General features: G+C 62.6%; 22 protein-coding genes. 13 read left to right on the top strand and 9 right to left on the bottom strand.

Annotated elements, in window-relative coordinates:
* Positions 1 to 161: 161 nt before the first annotated feature.
* The gene (locus HCR76_RS01795; protein WP_166985314.1) at positions 162 to 584 is read right to left on the bottom strand and encodes a type II toxin-antitoxin system VapC family toxin; all 423 of its coding nucleotides are present in this window, start codon (positions 582 to 584) and stop codon (positions 162 to 164) included.
* 80 nt (positions 585 to 664) lie between these two features.
* Here HCR76_RS01795 and HCR76_RS01790 point away from each other — a divergent pair, with 80 nt between their 5' ends.
* Positions 665 to 1216 (top strand): MBL fold metallo-hydrolase, encoded by a 552-nt coding sequence (locus HCR76_RS01790; protein ID WP_198248116.1) that lies wholly within the window; start codon positions 665 to 667, stop codon positions 1214 to 1216.
* Positions 1217 to 1276: 60 nt separating this feature from the next.
* On the opposite strand, the gene HCR76_RS01785 is transcribed toward HCR76_RS01790, so the two are convergent.
* Positions 1277 to 5008 carry a bifunctional proline dehydrogenase/L-glutamate gamma-semialdehyde dehydrogenase gene (locus HCR76_RS01785; RefSeq protein WP_166985320.1) on the bottom strand — a complete coding sequence of 1244 codons (3732 nt, stop codon included), beginning with the start codon at positions 5006 to 5008 and terminating at the stop codon, positions 1277 to 1279.
* Positions 5009 to 5421: 413 nt separating this feature from the next.
* Here HCR76_RS01785 and HCR76_RS01780 point away from each other — a divergent pair, with 413 nt between their 5' ends.
* The 7 genes from HCR76_RS01780 (at position 5422) to HCR76_RS01750 (ending at position 11685) form a co-directional block, all read left to right on the top strand.
* The gene (locus HCR76_RS01780; RefSeq protein ID WP_166985323.1) at positions 5422 to 5871 is read left to right on the top strand and encodes a GNAT family N-acetyltransferase; all 450 of its coding nucleotides are present in this window, start codon (positions 5422 to 5424) and stop codon (positions 5869 to 5871) included.
* A gap of 189 nt (positions 5872 to 6060) precedes the next feature.
* Positions 6061 to 6978: a LysR family transcriptional regulator gene (locus tag HCR76_RS01775; RefSeq protein WP_166985326.1), complete on the top strand. Its 918-nt coding sequence runs from the start codon at positions 6061 to 6063 to the stop codon at positions 6976 to 6978.
* Positions 6979 to 7063: 85 nt separating this feature from the next.
* A complete protein-coding gene (locus HCR76_RS01770; protein ID WP_166985329.1) occupies positions 7064 to 8134 on the top strand; it encodes a hypothetical protein in 1071 nt (356 codons plus the stop codon).
* 29 nt (positions 8135 to 8163) lie between these two features.
* A complete protein-coding gene (locus HCR76_RS01765) occupies positions 8164 to 8736 on the top strand; it encodes a sugar O-acetyltransferase (protein WP_166985332.1) in 573 nt (190 codons plus the stop codon).
* A gap of 44 nt (positions 8737 to 8780) precedes the next feature.
* Positions 8781 to 9269 (top strand): YajQ family cyclic di-GMP-binding protein, encoded by a 489-nt coding sequence (locus HCR76_RS01760; protein WP_166985335.1) that lies wholly within the window; start codon positions 8781 to 8783, stop codon positions 9267 to 9269.
* Between the two features lie 308 nt (positions 9270 to 9577).
* Positions 9578 to 10903: an HNH endonuclease signature motif containing protein gene (locus HCR76_RS01755; RefSeq protein WP_166985338.1), complete on the top strand. Its 1326-nt coding sequence runs from the start codon at positions 9578 to 9580 to the stop codon at positions 10901 to 10903.
* 230 nt (positions 10904 to 11133) lie between these two features.
* The gene (locus HCR76_RS01750; RefSeq protein ID WP_244971455.1) at positions 11134 to 11685 is read left to right on the top strand and encodes a DJ-1/PfpI family protein; all 552 of its coding nucleotides are present in this window, start codon (positions 11134 to 11136) and stop codon (positions 11683 to 11685) included.
* A gap of 58 nt (positions 11686 to 11743) precedes the next feature.
* Here HCR76_RS01750 and HCR76_RS01745 read toward each other — a convergent pair whose 3' ends face one another.
* From HCR76_RS01745 to gabT, 3 genes are all read right to left on the bottom strand, one after another.
* Positions 11744 to 13183, bottom strand: coding sequence for an aminobutyraldehyde dehydrogenase (locus HCR76_RS01745; RefSeq protein WP_166985344.1), 1440 nt, complete (start codon positions 13181 to 13183; stop codon positions 11744 to 11746).
* A gap of 70 nt (positions 13184 to 13253) precedes the next feature.
* Entirely contained in the window at positions 13254 to 14705 is a 1452-nt protein-coding gene (locus HCR76_RS01740) for an NAD-dependent succinate-semialdehyde dehydrogenase (RefSeq protein WP_166985346.1), read from the bottom strand.
* A gap of 100 nt (positions 14706 to 14805) precedes the next feature.
* Entirely contained in the window at positions 14806 to 16179 is a 1374-nt protein-coding gene (gene gabT / locus HCR76_RS01735) for a 4-aminobutyrate--2-oxoglutarate transaminase (protein ID WP_166985349.1), read from the bottom strand.
* Positions 16180 to 16309: 130 nt separating this feature from the next.
* Here gabT and HCR76_RS01730 point away from each other — a divergent pair, with 130 nt between their 5' ends.
* From HCR76_RS01730 to HCR76_RS01720, 3 genes are all read left to right on the top strand, one after another.
* The gene (locus HCR76_RS01730) at positions 16310 to 17899 is read left to right on the top strand and encodes a PucR family transcriptional regulator (RefSeq protein WP_166985352.1); all 1590 of its coding nucleotides are present in this window, start codon (positions 16310 to 16312) and stop codon (positions 17897 to 17899) included.
* An 82-nt stretch (positions 17900 to 17981) separates the two neighbouring features.
* On the top strand, positions 17982 to 19418 hold the full coding sequence (locus HCR76_RS01725; RefSeq protein ID WP_166985355.1) for a DHA2 family efflux MFS transporter permease subunit: 1437 nt from the start codon (positions 17982 to 17984) through the stop codon (positions 19416 to 19418).
* Positions 19378 to 20007 (top strand): TetR/AcrR family transcriptional regulator, encoded by a 630-nt coding sequence (locus HCR76_RS01720; protein WP_198248115.1) that lies wholly within the window; start codon positions 19378 to 19380, stop codon positions 20005 to 20007. Before HCR76_RS01725 ends, HCR76_RS01720 begins: the two co-directional genes overlap by 41 nt.
* Positions 20008 to 20023: 16 nt before the next feature.
* Here HCR76_RS01720 and HCR76_RS01715 read toward each other — a convergent pair whose 3' ends face one another.
* From HCR76_RS01715 to HCR76_RS01705, 3 genes are all read right to left on the bottom strand, one after another.
* Positions 20024 to 21127 (bottom strand): hypothetical protein, encoded by a 1104-nt coding sequence (locus tag HCR76_RS01715; protein WP_166985358.1) that lies wholly within the window; start codon positions 21125 to 21127, stop codon positions 20024 to 20026.
* Between the two features lie 46 nt (positions 21128 to 21173).
* Positions 21174 to 22166, bottom strand: coding sequence for an alpha/beta hydrolase (locus HCR76_RS01710; protein ID WP_166985361.1), 993 nt, complete (start codon positions 22164 to 22166; stop codon positions 21174 to 21176).
* A gap of 173 nt (positions 22167 to 22339) precedes the next feature.
* A complete protein-coding gene (locus HCR76_RS01705; protein ID WP_166985364.1) occupies positions 22340 to 22927 on the bottom strand; it encodes a TetR/AcrR family transcriptional regulator in 588 nt (195 codons plus the stop codon).
* Positions 22928 to 23019: 92 nt separating this feature from the next.
* Here HCR76_RS01705 and HCR76_RS01700 point away from each other — a divergent pair, with 92 nt between their 5' ends.
* Positions 23020 to 24063 carry an NAD(P)-dependent alcohol dehydrogenase gene (locus HCR76_RS01700; RefSeq protein WP_166985367.1) on the top strand — a complete coding sequence of 348 codons (1044 nt, stop codon included), beginning with the start codon at positions 23020 to 23022 and terminating at the stop codon, positions 24061 to 24063.
* Here the strand turns inward: HCR76_RS01700 and HCR76_RS01695 are convergent.
* Entirely contained in the window at positions 24049 to 24669 is a 621-nt protein-coding gene (locus HCR76_RS01695; protein WP_166985370.1) for a TetR/AcrR family transcriptional regulator, read from the bottom strand. The genes HCR76_RS01700 and HCR76_RS01695 overlap by 15 nt on opposite strands.
* A 158-nt stretch (positions 24670 to 24827) precedes the next feature.
* On the opposite strand from HCR76_RS01695, the gene HCR76_RS01690 reads away from it, so the two are divergent.
* The gene (locus HCR76_RS01690) at positions 24828 to 25613 is read left to right on the top strand and encodes a hypothetical protein (RefSeq protein ID WP_166985373.1); all 786 of its coding nucleotides are present in this window, start codon (positions 24828 to 24830) and stop codon (positions 25611 to 25613) included.
* The last annotated feature ends 25 nt before the right edge of the window (positions 25614 to 25638 follow it).

Genomic DNA, 25638 nt, shown 5'->3' with positions numbered 1-25638 from the left:
TGGGACATCGTGCACCCGCACACCCATGCACGATGTCCCCGCCTCTGCACAATGCGCGCCAGTCCCGCCGAACACCACGCAACGCGCGTCAATCCCGCCGGACCGCGCCTGCCTCTCTGTGCAGCGCACTCCGAGACCGGGCACGTCCGTTGCTCAGCGAACTACGCCGCGAGCGGATCGACGCGAAGAAGGCCCGGGATGCCGTCGAAAGCCGGGTCTGACGACGCGATGGTCTCAATGCCGTAGGCGAGGGCTGTTGCGGCATGCACGGCGTCGCGCCCACGGACGTTCGTGCGCTCGATGAGCTCGCGAGCAAGTTCGAGCACCTCGTGATCGAAGTTCAGCACGATAAACATCGGCTCGACACGGCGAACCGCGGCAACGGCGAGTTCACGTGAGTCCCGCCGCATCCGATGATGCACCATTTCCTGCAGCATCTCCCTGCTCGCGTATGCTCGACCTCGTCCTTCCCACAGGCTTTCAAGGTAGACCCGGCAACGATCGGCCTTCCCCCCATCGTTGCCCAACGCGTGCAGTACGACGTTTGCATCAACGAGCACCGCGTGCTCGTCCATCGGATTCATTGGATCTCCATGAGCGACGGCCGGTCCAGCAGATCCTCTTTCTGCTCAGCCCACTCCTTCGGAGTGATCGTCGGCATCGGATGCTTGTCGGCCCTGGCGACGACTGGTATTCGGTCGGCGCCGTTGACGACACGACTTTTGTGATCTCAGAGCCGAAGTACGTTCAGCAGAACAACGAATACGTCCTCGTCAGCACCAAGCGCGCTTACTCGGGGCCGGGGAAGCGCAACATCCGCCCGATTGTGGAGCACATTGTGCCTCGCGGCATCCCTGTCACCGTGATCGCTTCGCACAGCCACTACGATCACATCGGCGAGCGCCCGATCGAGATCACCCACCTCCCCTGTCACACGGCCGGTTCTATCGGGCTGATCGATCACAGCCATGGCTTGATTTTCACCGGCGACTTTCTCTGCGGAAATCGCGACAGAGTTCGACTCGGCGCCCGGTTCCCGACATCGAGCGTTCCGGCCTATCTCGACGGGGCGCGCGAGCTGTTGCGCCGGTGGGAAGGCGAGAGCCTGTTCGGCGCGCACTTCGATCCGTTCCCGGCCATGGACGGCTCGACAATTCTCGACCTCATCACAGCGGGGCGCGGCTTACGCGCCTCGCCCCACGTGCTCCCCTTGTGAAATCGACGAGTGGCAAGGTCACTCTGTGGGCAGGACGGCGTGCGCTGACGGCGAAGCGCGTCAGATGACGTCGTTGCTCCACGGGTCGAGGTTGCCAAATCGGTGCGCCGTGATCGAGATCGCCTGCTCGCGCAAGAACGGCAGCATCTCGATACGACCTGACTGCGTCACGGGGCCGGCGTAGACAGCGACGTCGGGGTCGCCATCTACCGCGATGGCGAGTTGCTGGTGCAGAGCCGCGCGACGCTCAGCATCCGACCCCACCAACCGCACTCGCGGAACACGCGTCGCGGTGGCTTCACCCGCAAATGCCGGCGGGTGTGCTGTGCGCTGCACCCACTCGGCGTCGAACTCGACAGTCACCGAGATGCCGAGCCCGTCGAGCACCCGCAACACCGCCGTCGGCAAGGCAGACGCCGTGCTCACCGTCACCCGCGACTTGGCGCGCACACCCGCGACGACAACCCGCAGCACCTCGCCAAGTGCGGCGTCCTCTGCGGCACGCACCGCGACCGGCACCGGTCGGTAACGCAGGAGGTTGCGCTCCACGTCGAGCCCCGTAGCATCCGTCACCTCGCCGTATTCGTTTGCCCACGCGACGGCGTCAGAGAGTGCACTTCGGCGCAGCACGTCGAACTGTTCATACTCCATCGACGGCTGCGCCGCCTCGATCAGCCGCGTGATGCGTGAGTCAAGCCCACGCAGGTGAAGTGTTGAGCTGGAGCTGCCGCGCGCCGGGCGCCACGATCCGAGACCATACAGATAGCTCGGCCCGCCCGCCTTCGTTCCCGCACCGACAGACGAGCGCTTCCACCCGCCAAACGGCTGGCGCTGCACGATGGCGCCCGTGATGCCGCGGTTGACGTAGAGGTTGCCGGCCTCCACACCAGCGAGCCATTCGGCGAGATCGCCCGAGTCTTGCGTGTGCAGCCCCGACGTCAGGCCGTAGTCGATGGCATTGACGTATCGAATGGCATCACCGAGCGTACGGGCATGCATGACGCCGAGCACGGGGCCGAAGAACTCGGTGAGATGAAAGTACGATCCCGCCTTCACACCGGTGCGGATCCCGGGAGACCACAACTGCCCCGACCGGTCGAGGCGCTTTGGCTCGACGAGCCATTCCTCGCCGACGCCGAGTTCGGTGAGCGCGTGCAGCAGCTTGCCCTCGGCCGGTTCGATGATCGGTCCCATTTGTGCGCTCGGGTCTGAGGGGTACCCGACGCGCAGCGACATGGCGGCATCCACGAGCTGGCGGTGGAACCGCTCTGACTTGGCAGCCGAGCCGACGAGAATAACCAGACTGGATGCCGAGCATTTCTGCCCCGCGTGGCCGAAAGCGCTCTTCACAAGATCGGCCGCCGCGAGGTCCATGTCTGCGCTCGGCATCACCACGAGTGCGTTCTTGCCGCTCGTCTCGGCCAGCAGCGGCAACGTCGGTCTCCACGAGCGGAACAGCTTGGCGGTGTCCCACGCGCCGGTCAGAATCACGCGATCGACCGCGTCGTGCGAGATGAGCTGTTTGCCGAGCTCGCCCTCCTGAATCGACACGTACGCGAGCAGCTCACGCGGCACGCCGGCCTCCCAGAGCGCCTCCACCATCACGGCGGCGGTTCGCTCGGCCTGCGGCGCGGGTTTGAGGATCACGCCGGCTCCCGAGGCGAGCCCCGCGAGCACACCCCCGGACGGGATGGCGAGCGGGAAGTTCCACGGCGGTGTCACCACGATGAGTTTCGACGGCTCGAACACGGCACCCTGGACGCGGTCGAGCTGGCGTGCCTGCGCGGCGTAATAGTGGGCGAAGTCGATCGCCTCGCTCACTTCGGGGTCACCTTCACCGATGGTCTTCCCTGCCTCGGAGCCCATTACCTCAAGAAGGCGGTCTCGATGCGCAGACAGCGTGTCGGCGGCGCGCTCGATCACGGCGCTGCGATCGGCACCCGATTTCGCACCCCACTCGGCGCCGGCGCTCCGCACTGTCTCGATAATGCGCTCCAGTTCGACAGCATCCGTCACCGTGTGCGCGTGAACCTCATCGATGCCGAGGCTCGAGGATTCCATGCGCGAGATAATTCCCCGGCCCCACTCGCGGTTCGCGGGAATGGCCGGATCGGTGTCTGGCGTGTTGTGAAACCCGGGCATGCCGGCGTCACTGCGCGTAACGGCATCGAATCGTCCGGTGAAGACTCGCGTTGTGTCGAATGGACCTGGTTCATCAGCGGCCGGGCGACCCAGGTGAAGCACCTGCTGCGTCAGGCCTTCATCCGCGCGCCCATCGGTGACGTCGGCCGTGACGGATGCCGTGGGCTCACTGCTCTCGTCGTCGACGCGCTGACCATCGGCGCTCGTCCCTGCGGGAAGATCGCCCGCGAGCGTCCACTCTGTCTGGCGATTCTGCGTTCGGTTCGGCTCGGGAGGGGCACCGCCATCGCGCCCCAGCTCCTCCACTGAGGAGAGGAAGCGCTGTGCCTCGCGTTCAAGCAGCGCGTTGTCTTCGTGCAGCTCGAAGACAACAGACATGTAGTTTTCTGGCGACGCGTTCTCTTCCAGTCTGCGGATGAGGTACGAGATGGCGACGTCGAACTCATGCGGATTGACGACGGGCGTATACAGCAGCAGGTTGCCCACGACGCGCCGCACGGCCTGTGCCTGGCCGGTCGCCATGCCCAGAAGCATCTCGAACTCAACGGCATCCGTAACGCCCCGTCGCTGCGCGAGAAGCCACGCGTATGCGACGTCGAAGAGATTGTGACCGGCGACGCCGATTCTGACGGCATCCGTATTCTCTGGCGTGAGCGACCATTCGAGCACGCGCTTGAAGTTCGCGTCGGTATCCTGCTTTTCGGAGTACGGTGCATTCGGCCAGCCGTGGATTTGCGCGTCGACGTTCTCCATCTGAATGTTCGCGCCTTTCACGAGGCGTGCCTTGATGGGAGCACCCCCGCTGGTCCGACGTAGGCGCGCCCACGCTGTGAGCTGCTGCATGGCGGCGAGCGCGTCGGGGAGGTAGGACTGCAGAACGATGCCGGCCTCAAGGTATTTCAGGTCGTCGTGCTCGAGCACGCGCGTGAACACCGCGATCGTGAGGTCGAGGTCGCGGTACTCCTCCATGTCGAGGTTGATGAACTTGCGGTAGCCACGCCTCTCGGCGTCAGCGGCCACCCGGTAGAGCGGAATGAGCTTCTCGACGACGTGCTCGACCGCCTCGTCGAATGCCCACAACGACAGCTGCGAGACAATCGACGATACTTTGATCGACACGTAGTCGACGTCGTCGCGCTCCAGCAGTCGCAGTGTTCCGTCGAAGCGCCGTTGCGCCTCCTCCTCCCCCAGCACCGCCTCGCCCAACAGGTTGAGGTTGAGCCGAGAACCGTCTGCGCGCAGTTGGGCGATCGCCGGGCCGAGCTTCTGCGGGGTGGCGTCAACAACAAGGTGGCCGACCATCTCGCGCAGCACCCGACGAGAGATCGGAATGACAATGCCGGGAATCACCGGCCCGAGAACACCTCCGCACGCGATGGCTGCGCGCATGTACCAGGGCAGGAACTTTGGTGTCAGCTTCGCCACCTTCTGCAAGCCGTATCCCGCGACGAAGAGGTCCTCTGGCCGCATCACGCCATCAACGAAGCCAACGGTGAAGGGCAATCCGTTGGGGTCTTTCAACACACCGGCCAGTCGTTCAGCAGCGGGGTCCACCGGGTAGTCTGCGCTTTCGCGAACCCAGGTGTGCGCCAACTGCACCGCTTCGTGAGCGAGCTCGTGCCGCAGAGTCTGCATCGATGCCTGTGCCATGCCCCCGAGACTATTACGCCAACGTGCGAGTTGCGCTGAGTACCGCCGCGGTTCGCGCGCCACAGCAGTCTTTTCAGCCACTTCAGATGCTGGAGCCCTGTCCCGTATCGGCATGGTTCACGATCGCCCTCTGCCAGACACGGTAAATGAAACGTCCACGACGGATTGATCGCGACGCGCTAGATAACGACTGTTGCTGTCTCGTTTGTCGATCCACATACGAACAGTACGATTTATCGGAACTTCTGTATTCCCTCATCACGTTCGCAGTGTCCACCAGCCACGACGTCACTAGCTGTCTCGTGCACGCTGATCGAGGATCGCATGTCGGAAGTTTCTGCGGGCGCTGACCCATCACCGCCTCATCGGATCACTGTGACCGCTCTTGGCTCTGAGCACGCTATGTTGTCGAGATGAGCGAGCTACTGCCCAAAGTCGAAGTCCTATCGTCCGTCACCGATGCCGACGCAGCTGACATCGCACACCTTCTCACACAGCTGTCACGAACGGCGACGTTCGACCAGAGCCGTCTGACGACGATCGTCACCCATGACGCAACTGAATTGCTGGTCGTGCGCGAGAACGGACGAATCGTCGGTGCTGCAACGTTCGTCACCTTCCCGCTGCCTTCGGGCGTGCGGGGTCATGTGGAAGACGTGGTGGTCGATGAGACGATGCGCGGGAAGGGCATCGCCCGAGCGCTGCTTGTGCGGATGACGGAACTCGCAACCAATCGAGGACTCCGCACCCTCGATCTCACCTCGAGACCGGCTCGCAAGTCCGCACTGCGATTATATGAATCTGTTGGATTCGTGCGGCGGGACACAAACGCGCTTCGCTTCACACCGACAGCGCGCACGTAGGCGATTCCCATGTGAACACGCGCGCTCAGGGGATTCCGTCAATACTGTCTCTGACCAGAGACCTCGTTCCGTGCTGTTTACTGTCTCGTGCCACGACTCTCGATGCACCAAACTCCGCGATTCATCACGACAGTCATTGAGTCTGCGAGACTATTCAACACACCTGCTTCACAATGGGGGAGACTGCGGATGCTGGACATGCGACGACTGCGCGTGCTTCACGAGCTGAAGTTGCGCGGCACCCTCTCTGCAGTGGCAGACGCCCTCGCCTACAGCCCATCCGCCGTGTCGCAGCAGCTTGCCCAGTTGGAGCGGGAGGTCGGCGTTCCTCTCGTGAAGAAGGTGGGACGCCGTGTCGCATTGACCCCGCAGGGCGAGGTGCTCGCCGCACACGCTGCCACTCTTCTCGACGGACTCGAGGCTGCAGAGTCAGCAGTGTCCCAGACACTTGCATCGGTATCGGGCACCGTGAGGCTCGCCGTCTTTCAATCGGCGGCGCACGCGATCATTCCACGCGCGATCAGCCTCGTCGCCGAGCAGCATCCGCAATTGCGCGTGATCACCGTGGAGCGCGAGCCTGACGAGGCGCTCTTTGAGGTGTCTGCCCGAGACTTCGACCTTGTCATCGCCGAGCAGTACCCCGGGCACACTCGGGCGCTCCGCACCGACCTCGACCGTGTGCCGTTGGGGCACGACGCGATTCGACTTGCGATGCCGCCGAAACCGGATGCCGCAGACGCGTCGATCGCCGCCGTCGCCGACTTTGCGGCATCCGTTCGCACGCTCCCCTGGGTGATGGAGCCAGAGGGAACAGCGTCGCGCAGCTGGGCACAGCAACTGTGCCGTCACGCGGGATTCGAGCCAGATGTGCGGTTCGAAACCGCCGATCTCATGGCGCACATTCGCCTGATCCGCAGCGGCAACGCCGTGGGTCTGCTCCCCGACCTGGTGTGGGCCGGCGAGGCTCCGTCCGTGAGTCTGCATTCGTTACCGGGCAATCCGCAGCGCGAGGTGTTCACGTCGGCCAGACCCGCCAATGCGTCACGTCCCGGTGTGCTTGCCGTGCGCACAGCACTCGCGGAGGCGGTCGCCGAGATCGCACCGTAAGGCTGCCGAGCCCCGCTTTCCGGGCACCTCTGACTGGGCACCACTCCCCGTTGAGCACCCGACTCACGTTCCATACGCTCAGGACATGACCACGAGCACCATCAACTACCAGCCACTGAAGGCACCTGTGGCGAAGAGCGATGTGTCAGCGTTTCGAAGCGACGTCAGAGCGGGACGTTACGGCGCCTCGGCGGCAGCATCCACCACAATCTCGCGCATATTGATTTCTGTCGCGGCACTCATCGTTGTTGGTGCTCTTGCCAGTGCAATACCGCTCGTGACCGGGGGCAACGGCGCAGAGTGGTTCGCTGGCTTTGTCATCATGGGCGCAGCGGCCGCCGCCGTCGTCGTCATGCTCGTGAAAGCGCACACATCGTGGGCAACATGGTGTCAGCTCGCGAACTTCGCTCGGGCAAACGGTTGGGCGATGCAGCCGCGGGTCGCCGGCCCGCCCTACCCGGGAATGCTGTTTTCTCTGGGCAAGAAGCGGTTTGCGTCGGAGCGCGTGTTCGGGGGCGACGACCACATCTTCGACATCGCCAACTATCAATACACAACCGGAAGCGGCAAGAGCAGCAGGAACCACACCTGGCACTACATCGCCGTCAAGCTTGACCGGCGCCTTCCCAATATCGTGCTCGATGCGCGCGCCAATAACGGCGTGTTCGGCTCCAACCTGCCGCATACTCTCGCGGGCGATCAGGTGCTTTCGCTTGAGGGCAACTTCGACGATTCGTTTACGCTCTACTGCCCGTCAGGGTACGAACGAGACGCTCTCTACATCTTCACGCCCGACCTTATGGCACTGCTGATCGACAATGTCGCCCTCTATGACGTCGAGATCGTCGACGACTGGATGTTCTTCTACTCCACAAAGAAGTACGAGGCACTTGATGCTTCTGTCTGGAGGCGGATGCTGCAGATCGTCACAGTTGTCGGTGCCAAGGCTGCCAATCGCACGAAACTCTATCGCGATGAGCGCACGGTGACGACGGGCGCGGCGCCCCTCGGCGCCCGCGAATCCACCGACAATCGAGTGGCAACCCCGGGCCGTCGGCTGCGCCGTGGGGTCAACTGGACGCTCATCGTGGTGATCGGCCTGGCCGTGGCGTACTGGATCGCGTCACGAGTTCTGCCCGTGGTCTTCGCCAACTGATGCCGATCGATCGGCGGTAGCCTCAAAGCATGCAGCTCAACGATCTTCTTGAGGTACTCAACTCCGGTCGCACCATCACGGGAGACTCACCCCTGCACGAGGTGATGCACCGCACCAGCCAAGAAGCATTGCGCATCACAGGCAAGCTCAACGGCGGCTACCACGAGCCAGCGCGCGTTCGAGAGCTGCTCGCCGAGCTGATCGGCGCCCCTGTCGATGAGACGGTCACGGTGTTTCCGCCGTTCGCCTCCGACTTTGGCAAGAACATCACACTGGGCAAACGCGTCTTTATCAACTCTGGCTGCCGGTTTCAAGATCAGGCCGGTGTCACGATCGGCGACGACTGTTTGATCGGCCACAATGCCGTGTTCGCCACTCTCAATCACGATATCGATCCGCTGCACCGCGCCGACATGCATCCGGGCCCCATCACTCTCGGCAATAATGTGTGGCTCGGTGCCAACGTCACCGTGCTTCCGGGGGTCACAATCGGTGAGGATGCCGTCGTCGGCGCCGCCTCCGTCGTGACAAAGGATGTTCCGCCAGGCATGATCGTCGTGGGCTCACCCGCGCGGATCGTGCGAGCGGTCGACGAAGCCTGAGCGTGGAATGAGTACTTCGATCCAACTGCGGCTAGCATGTGGGCATGGCAGATTCATCGTTTGACATCGTCAGCAAGGTCGACAAGATGGAGGCGGAGAACGCCGTTAACCAGGCGCGCAAGGAAGTGACGCAGCGCTACGACTTCAAGGGAACAGACCCTTCAGTCGAGTGGTCGGGCGAATCCATCCTCCTCAAGGCGAACACCGAGGAGCGCGTGAAGGCGATTCTCGACGTCGTGCAGACCAAGTTCATCAAGCGCGGCATCTCTCTCAAGAGCCTCGAGGATGGCGAGCCCTACCCCAGCGGCAAGGAATACCGTATCGAGGTCGGGCTCAAGGATGGCATTGCGAGCGATCAGGCGAAGAAGATCTCGAAGATCATTCGCGACGAGGCGCCAAAGAGCGTGAAGAGCCAGATTCAAGGCGATGAGCTACGCGTGCAGTCGAAGAGTCGTGACGACCTGCAGTCGACCATCGCACTCCTCAAGGGCAGTGACCTCGACATCGATCTGCAGTTCATCAACATGCGGTAGATTTCGCGGTCAGAACTGGCACTTTGCGTCACGTAGCTTCTCGAACTAATCTTCGAATATTAGTTATCCACAGATTAACCTAGTTTCGAATTAATGTCGGTCGTGTGTGGTCTCATTGATGCGTGGATGATTTCCGAGATAGTCCTCCAGACCTGGGCGGCAATGAACCGCCGGAGGAGAAGAACAGGTCGAATCAACCGCAGCCTTCGGGTTACGCTGCGCCGCAACCCGCGCCCGAGCGAGGGTCAGAACCTGTGCCGGGCGCCAGGCCCGAATCGGGCACTGAGGCTGCGCCTTCCAGGAGCTCCGTGAGGGCATCGCTGGTTGCCGATGTGCGGGGTATGCGTTCTGATTCCGCGGCCATAGCCGCGGCTGAGGCATCTCGATTGCGGCGTCTGTATTCGATGTTGCAGAGCGCACTACAGCATCCAGATATTTTCATTCCGATGTCCAAGCGGGCGTCGGGCAACCTGACTGCCGATGACGAGATGTGGGTGCGACGCAGTCTCGCTCACGAAGTCGCGGGCGAGCTCCGCATCACTCCGGGTGCCGCTCGGGGAATGCTTGACGATGCGGAGGACCTCGTGGGTGGCCTGCCCGACACCGTGAAGGCCCTGGAGTCCGGTGAGATCATGCTCTCTCATGCACTGACGATCGCGGGGCAAGTCACAGGGCTCTCAGAGCCGGATGCTCGTGAGTTCGAGGCGCGCGCGTTGCCGAAAGCGTCGTCGATGACGCCGACGCAGTTTCGCACACGTGCGAAGCGCATTCGCGAAGACATGTTTCCCGACACGATCACAGAACGCACAGAACGAGCGGCCGAAGATCGGCGCGTGTACGTGACGTGCATGGACGACGGAATGGCGTCGATCACGCTCTTCGCCCGTGCGGAGGTCGTACAGTCAATTCATCACGCGGCGCGTGCAACGGGTCGCGCGCTCAAAGCGGCTGGCGATCAACGCACCCAGGCTCAGATTCAGGCGGATGCCTTCATCGACGCCACGATGAAGGGGTTCCTTGTCGATCCAGAGAGTGCCCCCGGCGTCGGCCCGGCCGACATCGGTGCTGATCGGCTCGGCGGCATTCGACCCACCGTGCACGTCACGGTTTCCGTCGAGACGCTCATCGGTACGACAAATGCACCGGGCAACCTTGACGGGTATGGCCCCATCAGCCCAGAGACCGCACGACGACTCGCCGCTCAGGCACCAAGCTTCACCCGGCTGCTCACTCATCCGGAAACGGGTGCCGTGCTCTCAGTAGGGCGCGACAGTTACGCAGTCCCGTCAGATTTGAGGCGGGCAGTGGAGCTTCGCGACGAAATGTGTTGCGGCATCGGCTGCAACCGTCCCGCCACCACCTGTGATCTGGACCATACACACGACTGGCAATACGGTGGCGAGACGAAACTGACGAACGTTGCAGCGCTGTGCAAGCCAGACCACATGCTCAAGCACCACACGAAATGGCAACTCGAGCGCACTGCCGACGGCGAGCTCGTCTGGACGTCACCATTGGGCAAACGATACGTGGTCCCTCGCACAAGTAACGTGCAATTTGCCGAAGCGGCGGAAGCTCCTGGCGACTCTGGCAGTGACCGGAGATCTGAAGTCCCCGTCGCCGCGCCGTTCTGAGACGCTCGATCTGGTCACGCAGTCTCGAACCTGAGGCACCGTTGCGCTGACACGATAATGCTCCCAAACCCGTCGACCCGGCAGGGGCGTGGGGCGATCACACATGCCTGGTTATCAATGTGCATGTGCTCGGCCGCCGACAGGGGCCATCAGCAGAGGAGCCTTGTCTCACCACAGAAGATCGTCGAAGATAAAGGTGAGCGCACCCGCTCATGTACAAGGAGGTACTCGTGTCGAAAATCGTGATACTTACCGGGGATGCTGCAGAGACCCTTGAGGTCTTCTACCCGTACCACCGACTGCAGGAGGCAGGCTTCGAGGTGCACATTGCCGCACCAGAAAAGAAGAAGCTGCAGTTCGTCGTGCACAACTTCATTGACGGATTCGACACGTACACCGAAGGCCCCGGGCATCATTGGCCCGCCGACATCGCGTTCGCCGACGTCAACCCCGACGACTACGTCGCCGCCGTCGTTCCCGGCGGGCGCGCTCCGGAATATGTACGCAACAACCCTGACGCGAAACGCATCGTTCGGCACTTCATGGAGAAGAACGCACCCGTGGCCGTCACATGCCACGGCCCGCTGATTCTCGCTGCCGCCGGCGTATTGAAAGGCAGAACAACGTCTGCATACCCCGAGCTCGCCGTCGACGTCGAGACAGCCGGCGGTGTCTTCGAGGACGGCGGAGCCGTTGTAGACGGCAACCTCGTGAGCGCCCGCGCATGGCCAGACAATGGAACCTGGATGAAGGCGTTTCTTGAGGTGCTGCCCGCACCGTAGAAACAATCGAGTCACATCGAGAACGATGCGACGGGAGCGCCCGGTGTGCCCTGCGCTGTCAGTCGAGCGCGTGCATCACGTGCTTCACTCGGGTGTAATCTTCGAGACCATACATCGAGAGGTCCTTGCCGTAGCCCGACATCTTGAAGCCGCCATGCGGCATCTCCGCGGTCAGCAGAATGTGCGTGTTCACCCAGACGCATCCGAAATCGAGATCTCGGGTGAGCCGCATCGCCCGTGCATGGTCGGTCGTCCAGACGCTCGCAGCCAGACCGTAGTCGACTCCGTTCGCAAGTTCAATCGCCTCGGCCTCATCATGGAACGACTGCACGGTGATCACGGGGCCAAACGTCTCCTGCTGCACGCACGCGTCGCTCTGCTGCACTCCCGTCACAACGGTCGGAGCGAAAAAGAAGCCCTGCTCCCCCACGCGGCGCCCGCCCGTCGCCACGGTGGCGTGCGCGGGCAGGTCATCGAGCACGGCCTGCACTTTGGCAAAGTGGCTCGCATTGTTGAGCGGACCATAGAGCGCATCAGCATCCATTCCCGTCTTCGTCGCCTCGGCGGCGCGAACCAACTCCGTCACCAGTGCATCATGCACCGAATCGTGCACGAGCACGCGCGTGACCGCCGTGCAGTCCTGCCCTCCGTTGAAGTACCCGGACTCGGCGAGTGCGTCGGCCGTCGAAGCGAGATCGACGTCATCGAACACCACTGCTGGCGCTTTGCCGCCCAGTTCAAGGTGCGAACGATGCAGCAATTTCGACGCGGACGCCGCGACCTCGCGGCCCGCCCGCACTGACCCCGTGATCGAGACGAGGCCGGGCACCGGATGCTCCGCCATCAGTTCACCCGTGGAGGCGTCACCCAGCACGACGTTCAGCACGCCATCTGGCAGAACACCTCTGCTCGCATCCGCGAGCACCAGAGTCGACTCCGGCGTCGTATCGCTCGGTTTGAGCACCGTCGTGTTTCCTGCCGCAATAGCGGGTGCAATCTTCCACACGGCCATCATGAAAGGGTAGTTCCACGGCGTCACCTGAGCGACAACACCGATGGGCTCACGCCTCACATACGAGGTGTGCCCCTCGAAGTACTCGCTTGCCGCAGCCCCCTCGAGCACGCGGGCTGCGCCGGCAAAGTAGCGAATCTGATCGCAGCCGGTGATCACCTCTTCGACACGAACCGTCTCTTTCGGCTGTCCCGTGTTGCGGTGCTGCGCCTCAACAATCTCGTCTGCGCGAGCTTCCAGCGCGTCTGCGAAAGCGAGCAATGCCGCCTGTCGTTCACCGGGAGTGGTGCGACCCCACGAGGTCGCTGCCGTCTTCGCCGCGTCGAACGCAGCATCCACATCTGCGGCGTTCGAAATGGGCGACACCGCGACGATACTCTCGGTGACAGGGCTGACGACGTCGATCTTTCCTGTGCCTGCTGCCGGTACGAAACGCCCGCCGACAAAGTTGTGAAGTGGTGCCGCGTTCTGCAGTGGTGCTGCCATGGTGATCGCTCCCTTGCGATGATCGGATGCCGTGTGAGGGCAGGGCTTGTGACCCCGCCCCCACGTGCCGTCAGGCCGGCATCATCGTGTACTTGGTGTTGAGATACTCGTGGATGCCTTCGAGTCCGCCTTCGCGGCCGAGACCCGACTGCTTGACTCCGCCGAAGGGTGCGGCCGCGTTGGAGATGACGCCGGCATTGAGCCCGACCATGCCCGATTCGAGACGCTCGATCAGCCGATGCCCGCGCGCAAGATCCTGCGTGAACGCGTAGGCGATGAGCCCGTATTCCACGCCGTTCGCCATGGCTACTGCCTCGTCTTCTGTGGAGAATGGTGCAATTGCGAGAACCGGCCCGAAGATCTCCTCCCGAAGAATCTCGGAGTCGCTCGAGACCCCGGAGATCACCGTGGGCTCGTAGAAGCTTCCGTCACCCTCAACCCGCGACCCGCCGTGCAGCAGCGAGGCACCGTGACCGACGGCATCCTGAACGAGCCGATCAGCCTTGTCGACAGCGCCGTCATTGATGAGAGGGCCGATCGTGATGCCGTCTTCGGTGCCGCGCCCGATGCGCATTGCCTTCACACGCTCTGTCACGCGGCTGGCAAACTCGTCGGCGATCGACTCGTGCACAATGAAACGGTTTGCCGCCGTGCACGCCTGGCCGATGTTGCGGAACTTCGCAGCGATCGCACCGTCGACTGCCGCGTCGAGGTCGGCGTCGTCGAAGACGAGGAACGGCGCATTTCCGCCAAGCTCCATTGAGGTGCGCAGCACGTTCTGCGCAGACTTGGCGATGAGATCCTGACCCACGGGCGTCGAGCCGGTGAAGCTGAGCTTGCGCAGCCTGTGGTCGGCGATGATCGCGTCAGACACGTCTCCCGTGCGCTTCGTCGTGACAACGTTCACGACGCCCTTCGGCAGCCCGACGTCTTCGAGCAGCTTCGCGAAGTACAGAGTTGTCAGCGGTGTGAGCGAGGCCGGCTTGACGACAACGGTGCACCCAGCGGCGAGAGCCGGCGCGATCTTGCGGGTCGCCATGGCGAGCGGAAAGTTCCACGGGGTGATGAGAAAGCAGGGGCCGACCGGATGCTGCGACACAATCGCGCGTCCCGTGCCCTCGGGGTTCATGCCGTAGCGGCCTGCTATGCGCACTGCCTCTTCGCTGAACCAGCGAAGAAACTCGCCGCCGTAGGTGACTTCGCCGTTCGACTCGGCAAGCGGCTTACCCATCTCGAGCGTCATCAACAGCGCAAACTCGTCACGCCGCTCCTGCATGAGGTCAAACGCGTTGCGCAGAATGTTCGAGCGCGTGCGTGCCGGCGTTGCCGCCCAGTCGTTTTGGGCAGCGACGGCGGCGTCAAGAGCCGCAGTGCCTTCGGCCACTGTCGCGTTTGCGATCTCGACAAGCGCCGCGCCGGACGAGGGGTCTGTGACGGAAAACGTGGAGTCGGAGTTCTTCCATTCACCGCCGATGAACAGCCCAGTGGGAACCTTCGCGAGCAGATCTTTCTCTGAAATCATGGGACATCTCCTTCTGATGCAATTGTCGCGCGCCAGCCTGTGTTGGCGTGCAGAGTCTGTGTTGGCCTGCAGAGTGTTTGTCAGCCTGCAGAAACCGTGTTCACGTGCCCGCGTCGTGTGCCGCATCGCGCAATGCCGTTGCCACGATGTCGATGCCCTCAACGAGCAGCTCGAGGGGGATGGTCAGCGGAGGCAGAAAACGGATCACGTTTCCAAACGTTCCGCAGGTCAGCACGATCACACCCTGGGTATGGGCGGATGCCGCAACACGGGCCGCTAACGCGGCATCCGGTTCGCCTGTTGACGGTTTGACGAATTCGACGGCGATCATGGCGCCCCGGCCGCGCACATCGCCGACTCTGGGATCTGACCCGGCGATTTCGCCAAAACGGCGCGTGATGACTTCGCCGATGCGTTCGGCGGCCTCGCACAGTCCGTCGTTTTCGAACGCGTCGATGGCCGCCAATGCTGCCGCGCACGCAACGGGGTTGCCGCCGTACGTTCCGCCGAGGCCACCTCCGTGCACAGCATCCATCATCTCTGCACGTCCGGTAACGGCCGAGAGTGGCATTCCGCCTGCGATTCCCTTCGCTGTCGTCACGAGGTCGGGCACGATTGCCTCATGCTCGCTCGCGAACATTCGGCCGGTGCGGGCAAAGCCGGTCTGCACTTCGTCAGCGATGAACACCACGCCGTTCTCTCGTGCCCAACGGGCGAGAGTCGTCAGAAAGCCTTCGGCGGGAACAATGAACCCGCCTTCGCCGAGAATCGGCTCGATGATGATCGCGGCAAGCTGGTCGGCGCCGACCTGCGTTTCAATTCGGCTGATCGCTGCGCGAGCAGCATCCGGCCCGCTCATTCCTCCGTCTCGAAACGGGTATGAGACGGGTGCGCGGTACACCTCTGGTGCGAACGGCCCGAAGCCCTTCTTGTACGGCATCGACTTCGCCGTCAGAGCCATCGTGAGATTCGTACGCCCGTGATAAGCGTGGTCAAATGCGACGACGGCTTGCCTTCCGGTGTGGGCGCGGGCAATCTTGACGGCGTTCTCCACGGCCTCTGCGCCCGAGTTGAACAGTGCGCTGCGCTTGGCGTGCTCGCCTGGGGTGAGCCGGTTGAGCGCCTCGGCCACTGCAACGTAACCCTCATATGGGGTCACCATGAAGCACGTGTGCGTCGCGCGTTCTGCCTGCTCGGCGATGGCCTTTACAACGCCAGGGTGCGCGTTGCCCACTCCCGTGACGGCAATGCCTGATCCGAGGTCGATGAGCGAGTTGCCGTCAACGTCGACAACGACTCCCCCGCCTGCCGCAGTCGCGTAAACGGGCATCGTCGTGCCGACACCGGCCGCGACAGCGTTACGCTTTCGCGCGGCAAGTTCAGCCGATCGGGGCCCGGGGATGCTGGTGACGAGACGTCGCTCCTGCGGAAGGGCCGGCCCACCTGCCGTGTACACCGGTTCTGCAATGGTCATCGCATTCTCCACATCAGGTTCTGCGCCAAGGCTCTGTGCCGTTCTGCTTCCATGCTACGAAGCGCGCACAGTGCTCGTGTGTGCCTTTTTGGCACCTTTTGGACACAAATCAGTACATAATGGCACCATCATGGCGATTACTGTCCGACGGCTTCTTGCCCGCGACGACCTCGGGCTGCGTCTTCTCTCGCGGTTGCCCGAGACGGCGTCGCCCACCGTCCACCCACTCGATCAGAGCATTACGTGGGTCGCGGGCACCGACCTGGACGACCCGACGCCCTTTCTTGCCGAGGGCAACGTCGTGCTCACCACGGGCCGACAATTCGACCACACTGCGAATGACACAGTCGACGACTATGTCACGCGTCTCGCGACATTCGGAATTCGAGCCATCGGCTTCGCCACGGGAGTGATCAGCAATGTCCCCGCTGAACTGGTCACCGCGTGCCAGCGCGAGCAGATGCCCCTTTTCGACGTTCCGTATCGCACACCCTTCATCGCTGTTACGCGTTATGTCGCCGACCTCGTTACGGCCGAGGCGCAGGGGCGCAGTGCATGGGCGGCAGATGCGCAACGCTCGATCTCGCTCGCTGCGCTGCGCAACGACGGTCTGCACTCGAGCATCGTCGAACTTTCGCGGCTGCTCGACCGCCCCGTTACGCTCTTCGACGCGCGGGGCGATGCGCTGCACGCGGTTCCCGCTCCGCTCGAGGTTCAGTCCGACACACGGCGATTGCTCGATCGCGGCATCCCCACCGCTATTGAGACAGACAACGGCGTACTTCTCCAGACCATCGGGCGCGGCGGGCAGCTGCGTGGCGTGCTCGCCGTAGCGGGCCCTCTCGACAATGCGGCACAGAGCGTCGTTGCAAGTGTCGTCGCCCTCGCGGTTATGGCTCTTGAACAGCGGCGTTCCCTCGCCGAGGCATCTCTTGCGTTGCGCACCGGCGCGTGGTCGAGTTTGCGCGCCGGAGACGTTGCGTTGGCACGACAGCTCGCCGGCGGTTCCCTTCCGAAAGATCCGGTGGTGGTCGGACTGCTGAGCAGCCCCGCACCGCACGAACAAGAGCCACGCTCCCAGGTCGCACCGCGCGTCGTTCCGCACTCGAGCGCGCTTGATTCCGTACTCTCGGATCCGAAACTCGGCACCGTCTTCATCGCGCGCGACGGCCTGTGTCTCGCGGCGCTGTTTCCCGCCGCAGAGACCCCCGGCCCCACAGCATCAGACGAGTCGTTGGCCGACGCGATCGCGAAGCGCCACGGCATCCGCGTTGGCCTGTCGTCGTTCACCACTCTCGATGACATACCTCGCGCTGTGACGGAGGCCGAACGTGCACTCGGTCGGACGCGAGCAGAAGGCGTTGTTGCTCGCTTCGACCAGGTGACGGATGCCGGCTTCGACGCCGTTCTCGACACGGACGCTGCTCGGTCGCTCGCCCGCGCGATGCTGCGTCCGGTAGCCGACCACGATGCCGCGCACGGAACCGCGCTCGTCACAGCGCTCGGCGTGTGGCTGGAGCACAACGGCGCATTGCACCCCGCAGCGGCGAGCCTCGGCATTCACCGGCACACCCTGCGAAAGCACATTCAGAAGGTAGAACAGCTGCTGAGTCGGAATCTCACGTCTGCCAAGGTGCGCGCTGAGCTCACGCTCGCCCTCGATGCTCTCGCTCAGGCGCGCTCGGCCACAAGGAATCCTCTCGGGCAGGAGCCACATTGAGAAAATAGGATACTTAGTGGTTTCTTAAATGCAAAAGTGCGCCTATATTAGATACCGATCGGTTTCTAATATAAGGAGCGCTATGAGCACGGCATCCACCCCAACATCCGCAACCGAGCACCTGCACCCCGCGACCACGCGCACGCTCGCGGCACTCATCGTCGGCGGGGCTGCTGCCATTCTCGACTCGACGATCGTGACGATCGCTCTCGATCACGTGAGCACCGATCTGCACTCGACACCCACAACAATTCAGTGGGTCGTCACTGCGTACCTTCTTGCACTCGTAGCGGCGATCCCTCTCAGCGGGTGGGCGCAAAGCACATTCGGCGGCAAACGATCGTGGATGGCGACGCTCACGATCTTCGTGATCTTCTCGGTAGCGTGCGCATGCGCGTGGAATGACACGAGCCTCATTGTCTTTCGCGCATTGCAGGGCTTCGGGGCAGGCATGATCTTCCCACTCATGCAGACCCTCGCCGTCCAGGCGATCGGCAAGGCAAGCACGAAGGTGATGGCAACAACAATCGCAGCGATCAGCGTGCCCCTCGCGCTGGGCCCGGTCATCGGGCCCGTGCTCGGCGGCATCGTCTTGAATGCCGCAGGCTGGCGCTGGCTCTTCCTGATCAACGTGCCCCTCATCGGCGTGGGACTCGTGATGGCCTGGCGGTTGATCGCCCCGGATGCTCCGCGGAGCCCACAGAGCACACGGGTCGATGTGATCGGACTCGCCCTCCTTATTCCGTCACTTGTCTGCATCGTGCTCGGCCTCTCAAACGTCGCGTCAGACGGCGGATTCGGGCAAGCAGACGTTCTCGTACCGCTCGCGGGCGGTCTCGCACTTATTGGCGCATTCATCACGTGGGCGGTCCGCCGCGGCGTTCGTGCAGCTGTCAATATCTCGCTCTTGCGGCTGCGATCGCTTGCCGCATCGTCGGGCACGCTGTTTACGGCGGGTGCCACGATGTTCGCCGGAATGTTCTTGCTCCCCCTCTATTGGCAGCAGGTTCGCGGAGACAGCATCCTGTCCGCCGCCCTCGTGCTCGTTCCGCAGGGAGTCGGCGCGTTGCTTGCACGCATCGTGGCGGGCAGACTTGCCGCCCGGTTCGGAGCACGGGCGCTTACGATCGGCGCCTTTCTGCTCACCGCGCTTGCAACCATCCCGTTTGCGGTCGCCGACCCCGACGCGAGCGGATGGTGGCTGGGTTGCGCTCTCTTTGTCCGCGGTCTCGGAGTCGGGGCCGTGATCATGGCCCCCATGATGGTGGCCTATGCCGATGTCGAGCACGAGGAGATGGCGCACGCGACAATGGTGACCCGAATCGTGCAGCAAATCGGAGCATCTCTGGGCATCGCCGTGGTGGCGGTCGTGCTGCAAAACTCCGCAGCCACCGACGTGACGGCCGGATATCAGACGGCGTTCTGGTGGCTGATCGGCATCACCGCCGTCGCGCTCATTCCCGCGATCGCGTTCCGCCGTGAGAGCCTTGACGATGAAGCTTCTGCGACGAAGGGATAAGCAAGTGGATGCCGCCAAGACGCGCAGACGCGGAGCAGAACTTGAGGATGCCATCTTGGCGGCCGCCTGGGATCAGCTTCTCGCAGAAGGGTATGCGCGATTCACCGTCGACACGGTCGCCGCGCGTGCACGCACGAGCAAACCCGTGCTTTACCGCCGGTGGAGCAGTCGCGAAGAACTGTTGCGCGCGACTGTGCGGCAGCGCGGCGCCTCGGTAGTACCGAAGACCCCCAATACGGGCAACGTGCGTGACGATCTCATTCAATCGCTGCGCAACGCGTCGGGTCCTGAAAACTCGGTAGCGGCGATGCTGACAGCGCTCGCGTCAAGCCACTTCGAAGACGTTGGGCTGACGCCCGCGGAGCTGCGCGCCGACATGCTCGGCTCACGCGATACCTCGGTGACGACGATTCTGGCACGTGCCGTCGAGCGAGGCGAAGTGGATGCCGACAAGCTCACGCCTCGCATCGTCGACCTTCCCTTCACGCTCTTCCGTCACGAGTACGTGATGACGTTCGCGCCGCCGACAGCCGCAGCCATCGTCGAGTTCGTCGACGATATTGTGCTCCCGCTCATCCGCCGTGTGTGAGAACGCGCTGCCCGTGCTACGCCTCGGGCCGCCACGGCGGCATCTGCCCACGGGGATTCTGCTGCCCCTGTTGGCCCGGCTGCTGCGGTGGCACGTACGGGTTGGCGGGTGGCTGCACAGCCGCTGAATTCTGCGGGCCAGGATGCTGCGGCCACCGGCCCTGAGGTGACTGGGGTTGGGTCAGCACGCGCTGCCCGCGCCAGGCCAAGAGCGCGAGGATCGAAAGCGCGACGACAGCCATCCCGTCGATCGCGTTCACCATCATTTCGAAGACGGTGAACGCGAAGAAGTGCCCAAGGCCACCTTGGAACAAAGATGCCGCGATACCGAAAAGAAGCATCGCAGCGTAGCCCAGGGCACCGGAAATGACGGCGCCGATGGCAACGTCCGCGGTACCTCGATTCCGCGCGAGCGGACGAATGAACGCGACAGTCAGGAAAACGCCGACGCCGAAGAATGCGCCGCGCAGCAATGCAAGGCCCACCCACGGCAATACCATTGCAAAATCGATGAGTCCAAGCGAAAAAAGCAACGTGACAATGGCGGATTCAGCCGTCGCCACTCCTGCAACGAACAGCGCGGCCGGAATTGAACTTTGTCCCACCGGCACGCCAGCGCGAAGTTCTTGCGCCTGGGAATTCGCCCGTGCGAAAAGCGCGCCACACGTGAGCACGAGCGTGTAGATGAGCGTTGTCGCAATGACACTACCCAGGTTCAGCGTGAACGGGCGACCCGACATCGAGTCAAATGTGGCGAAGATGATTTGCATCACGATGAGCACGATGAAGCCGATGCCGCCGGCGATCAGCAGGGGCACAGCAACGGCCGCCACAGGTTGACGTAACGGAACCGGTTTGATGAACGCAAGCGAAAGGAAGGCTGCGAGCGCAAAGAGCACGGTCGGAATGAACGTGTAGAGGATTGGGCTGAAGTCCGGCCCGAACGCGATGGTCAGTTTCACAATCCCCAGAACGGTGTCGACGATCGCAATTACGACGATGAATGCCGATGCGATGAGTGCGGTCAAGACCGCGGGGGGACCAGCCTGGTGCAGAGGCTGCGACATCGATTGTTGAGGCTGCGGCGGCTGTTGAGGCTGCCATGGCTGCTGCTCTGTCATGCCGGTCAGGATAACCTCTTGCCGCACAGGCATCCATGGGTAGTTGTCACCGTGTACGCCCGTACCCGTTGAGCCAACGCCGCAATTCGGAACGCACGCGTTCGCGCACAGGAGCCGCCGACAAGGTGACGTCATGCATCGCTCCGTCGATGCGAACCAGCGTCACGTTTCGTCCCAGTCGCGGAACCCGCTGGGCAACCTCATCCACGTTGAGCACAATGTCTGACGTACGCATCTCCTCCGACCAGGTGCGCGAGATCGTGGATTTCGACGACAAAAGCGCGAGCACGGGAACGTCGATGGAAAGACCCGTGGCCACCTTTCGCTGTGCGGTGAACACGGCGGCGAGCCAGGCGGTGTGCGTGGCGAATCCTCGCTCTGGGCGCCACCGCGGGTCGATGCGCCACTCGCCTTCGAATTGATCGGAGATCGTGCGCGTATAAAAGCCGAAGTCCACCTGCGGAAGCGAACGAAGTGGTGTAATGCGCGCTCCGATCTCAAGCAAGGGCGTCAACGCCTCTCGCCCGAGTCCGCCGATCTGAAACTCGAGCCACGGGCTGTTGAGCACAAGTGCGCTCGCGCGCCCCGGATGCCGATTGACCCACAGGCTCATTGTGAGTCCGCCCGTCGAGTGCGCCATGATGAACAGCCGCCGGTTCGTTGACTGCGCCTCGCCATGCCCCATCGCCGAGAGAGCCACCTCGATGTCTTCGTCGTACGTGTCGAGGTCACTGATATAGCCAGGAGTCTGGTGCTCGCGCAAGCTCCGACCATACTTTCTCAGGTCAACAGCGTGAAAGCGGGCGCCCGCACTTTCCCAGGCCTCTGCAAGATGACGCTGAAAGAAGTAGTCGACCCACCCGTGAACGTAGAGCACGTCAACGTCTGAAAGCGGTGTGACGGATGCCGCGAGTCGCTGCAGTGCAGAACGGCGAGTGCGCACCAATGTTGCGACAACCTCGCCTTGAGGGTCGGGCGTGAGCGGCAGAGTGGCGCGCTCGAAGCGCTCCCCGAGGATGTCCGGCTCCCACGTGACCATACAGTCAGCGTATCGAAGTCGCTGGAAGCGATAGCGTTCTTCTGACGTTGCCGCAACGAGCCCCTCACTGGGGGCACCGGGGAACCTTAAACATGAGTATTATTCATGTTTTAGGGGTCATGGTCGCGGCTCACTTTCCCCTCATGTGTGCAGTCGCGACCATGGCTTCACCTTCAAACCGCGATGGCCCGTGCAACAGAAGTACGCAGAAACTCGCGTCGCGCGCTATGCACATCATCGGGCTCCCCCGACGTTGCCGCATAGACGTTGCTCACAGGCGACCACGCCATTGACATCGCGATCACCATGGCCATCACGTCAAACGCAGCAACGTCACCGACGATCGTTCCGGATGCTTGAGCATCTGCAATCGCCGCGAGTTTCTCTTCGTCGACCCGCCGCGAATCGGCAGAAAGATGCCCGACCGGTCGCCGCTCAAGCCGCGCCCACGTCGCCAGGCGAATGAGCTCTGGGCGCTCAAGGTACTCGTCGTAGAGACGAACGGCCCAATCCGCAAGGTCATCGGCATCAATCGGCACAGCGTCGAGCATGTGCTGCATCGACGCGTCGAAGATCGCGTCAAACAAGGCATCCTTGCTGCCGAAGTAGGCGTAGAGCTGCGCCTTGTTCGTGCGAGCGGATGCCGCGATGCGATCCACTCGCGCACCGGCGATGCCGTGCGCGGCGAACTCCGCGGTCGCGGCATCCAGAATTCGCCGTCGTGTCGCAATCCCCCGTGCCGTCAGCGTTGCTTCTGCCATAACTCCAGATTACCAACTAGTCAGTTTGCACCTATGGACCGTGATGCATTACATTGCAAACTAACCAGTTTGTTTTCTTGGAAGGACACAGTATGCGTCACACGATGGCATATGGGGCACGCGGATCATCAGCCGTCACCGCACAGCGAATCGAACGTCGTGACCTCAGACCGTCTGACGTCGCCATCGAAGTCACCTATTGCGGTGTCTGCCACTCTGACCTCCACGCTCTGCACGATCATGAGGCCAGTGGATCAGATGAGCTGCTTGTCCCCGGTCACGAGTTCGTCGGCACGGTCAGCGCGATCGGCACGGAGGTCGTCGGGTTCGCTGTAGGCGATCCCGTTGCCGTCGGCAACATCGTGGACTCCTGCGGAGTGTGCGACATGTGCCGAAGCGAACAGCAGAACTTCTGTCGAGAGTTCCCTACGACAACCTATGGCGGCCGGGACCGCGTCGATGGCTCTGCGACGCTTGGCGCCTATGCCCATGAGTATGTAGCGGACCAGAGATTCGTCTACCATCGCCCGGCACACCTTAACTCGGCAGCCGTTGCCCCATTAATGTGTGCAGGGATTACGGTCTGGGAGCCGCTGAGCCAACGGAACGTCGGCCCTGGCACCACCGTCGGCGTGGTGGGATTGGGCGGCCTCGGGCACCTTGCCGTCAAGCTTGCGCGAGCACGTGGTGCGTCGGTGACGGTGTTTACCACGTCTCCGTCCAAAGCCAACGACGCACGAGCCCTCGGCGCCGATGACGTGATCGTCTCCACGGACGAAGACGCGCAGAGCAGAGCGCGCGGGCGCTATGACCTCATCATCGACACGATTGCTGTCGAGCATCCGCTTAAGCCTTACTTGGATGCTCTCGCCCTCGACGGGGCGCTGTGCGTGGTCGGATATCTCGGCGAGGTGAAACTTGACATTCTGTCGGTGCTCATCGGTCGCAAAAGCCTGACCTCCGCCGGCAGCGGGGGTCGCCTTTATACACAGGAGCTCTTGGATTTCTGCGGCGAGAACGACATTGTGGCGGACGTCGAAGTGCTCCCCTCTTCACAGGTCAATACGGCACTCGACCGTCTTGCCCGCAACGACGTGCGGTATCGGTTCGTCATCGATCTCTCAGACCTGGGCTAACCGTGCTCGCGGTGCTTCATCGGTCAGCCCAGCGGTCATCGCCCTGAGCGCACTCTCGAGAGCGTGAACAACGTCGTCGCGGCATCGATCGGACTCCACCACAAAGCTGGCCGACCCGACGGCGAGCGCGCTCACTCCGAGAACGCTGTCGCGGCATTGGTCGGCGTCAAGTCCCGCTGCGCCGAGCGCGTCGAGCAGGCGCTGCATGTCGTTTGGCGCCACCAGCTGGTGTACGCGGCCTGGTGTCATGACCATATGCAGCAGCCAGGGGTGACTGCAGAGCGAGCCGAGAACCGTGAAAGCGTAGTGCACGAGCAACTCACGCGCTCCTTCGCCTTCTGCCGTGACGATGGCCTGCGTTCCGGTGATCGTGCGTGCCATCTCGTCGAGAAGGTCGTCTCGATCATTCACGTGGTGGTAGATCCCCATGGGTGACACGTCGAGACTCTTGGCAAGCTTGCGCATGCTCACGCCATCAAGCCCACCTTCGTCGGCGAGAGCGATCGCCGCATGCACCAATTCCGTCTTCGCAATCATCACTTCAAGAAGACACCCGAAACGGCAGTTTTCACTCGTCAGTCCCCGTTCGTTACCGCACTGTGACATTCGGCGACTGTACGCTGTATACCCTTCTGTCTCCCAACAATTCAGCCGGAACAGCGTGGACTAACCGCCCGCTGCGACCCCCGAACGTGGGGCGCAATCAGCGTCACACGGGAGTAGCGTCCACTGCGATTCGTGGCACAACAAGCTGAGGGGCACCCATGTCTATCGAGCCGCAAACAGATCGCCGAACGCTGATGAAGGTGGGCGCCTGGTCGGTGCCTGTCATCGCAGTCGCCGCCGCTACACCTGCAGCTGCAGCATCCACAACACCACCCGTCATCATCACGGCAGACCTTCTGGTGTTGCAAGATTTTTCGGCAAAGCTCGTTGTATGCGGGGGCGAACAATATGTGGATACCGCGATTACGATCACCACGAGTGATGGTCGACAAATACCCGAAGGAAGCACGTTAACACTCAAGTTTGATCTCCCCGAAAACCCGTCGGAAAGCGAAACGGAGTTCGGCGGGGTCATTGTCGGGCACGCGGAAGACACGGTTCCCACTGGCGGCAACAAAGTCAATAAGATGATTGCGATCTTTTCGTGGATCGAGGACATCTTCGGGTTCGCGTCTGTGACCGATGCCGCACCACAGCAGGTCACGAAATCGTGGGAAGTCGATATCGAAGAGGCAGACCCCGAAACGTATGAAATCTCGAATGTCGAATACGACTGGGTGCAGGCCGACGGGTCCTGGTATCTGAGCGGCAGCCTGGACCTGGGCCAGCCGCAGTGCGGACCGGGGATGAACAGCGACTCAATCTCGGTGGAGGTGGCCAATAGCTTTGCGAGCTGGTTTGAGACCACCGGCGACGGCAACGAATCCCTGCACCTCACGTTCCAGGATGAGTTTGGCAAGTCCGACCCTGGAAACGGGGAGTATCTGACATTCACTATCGGTGAGTGGAGTGAGCGCCTCCCGTTCTACTATCCCGCACCCTAACCGCCCGCCCTCTGCGAACACGTCG

Origin of the sequence: Paramicrobacterium chengjingii, from assembly GCF_011751765.2 — a bacterium.
GTDB lineage: Bacteria > Actinomycetota > Actinomycetes > Actinomycetales > Microbacteriaceae > Paramicrobacterium > Paramicrobacterium chengjingii.
The sequence above is the reverse complement of the archived record's forward strand: the minus strand, read 5'-3'. Positions and strand labels throughout refer to the sequence as shown.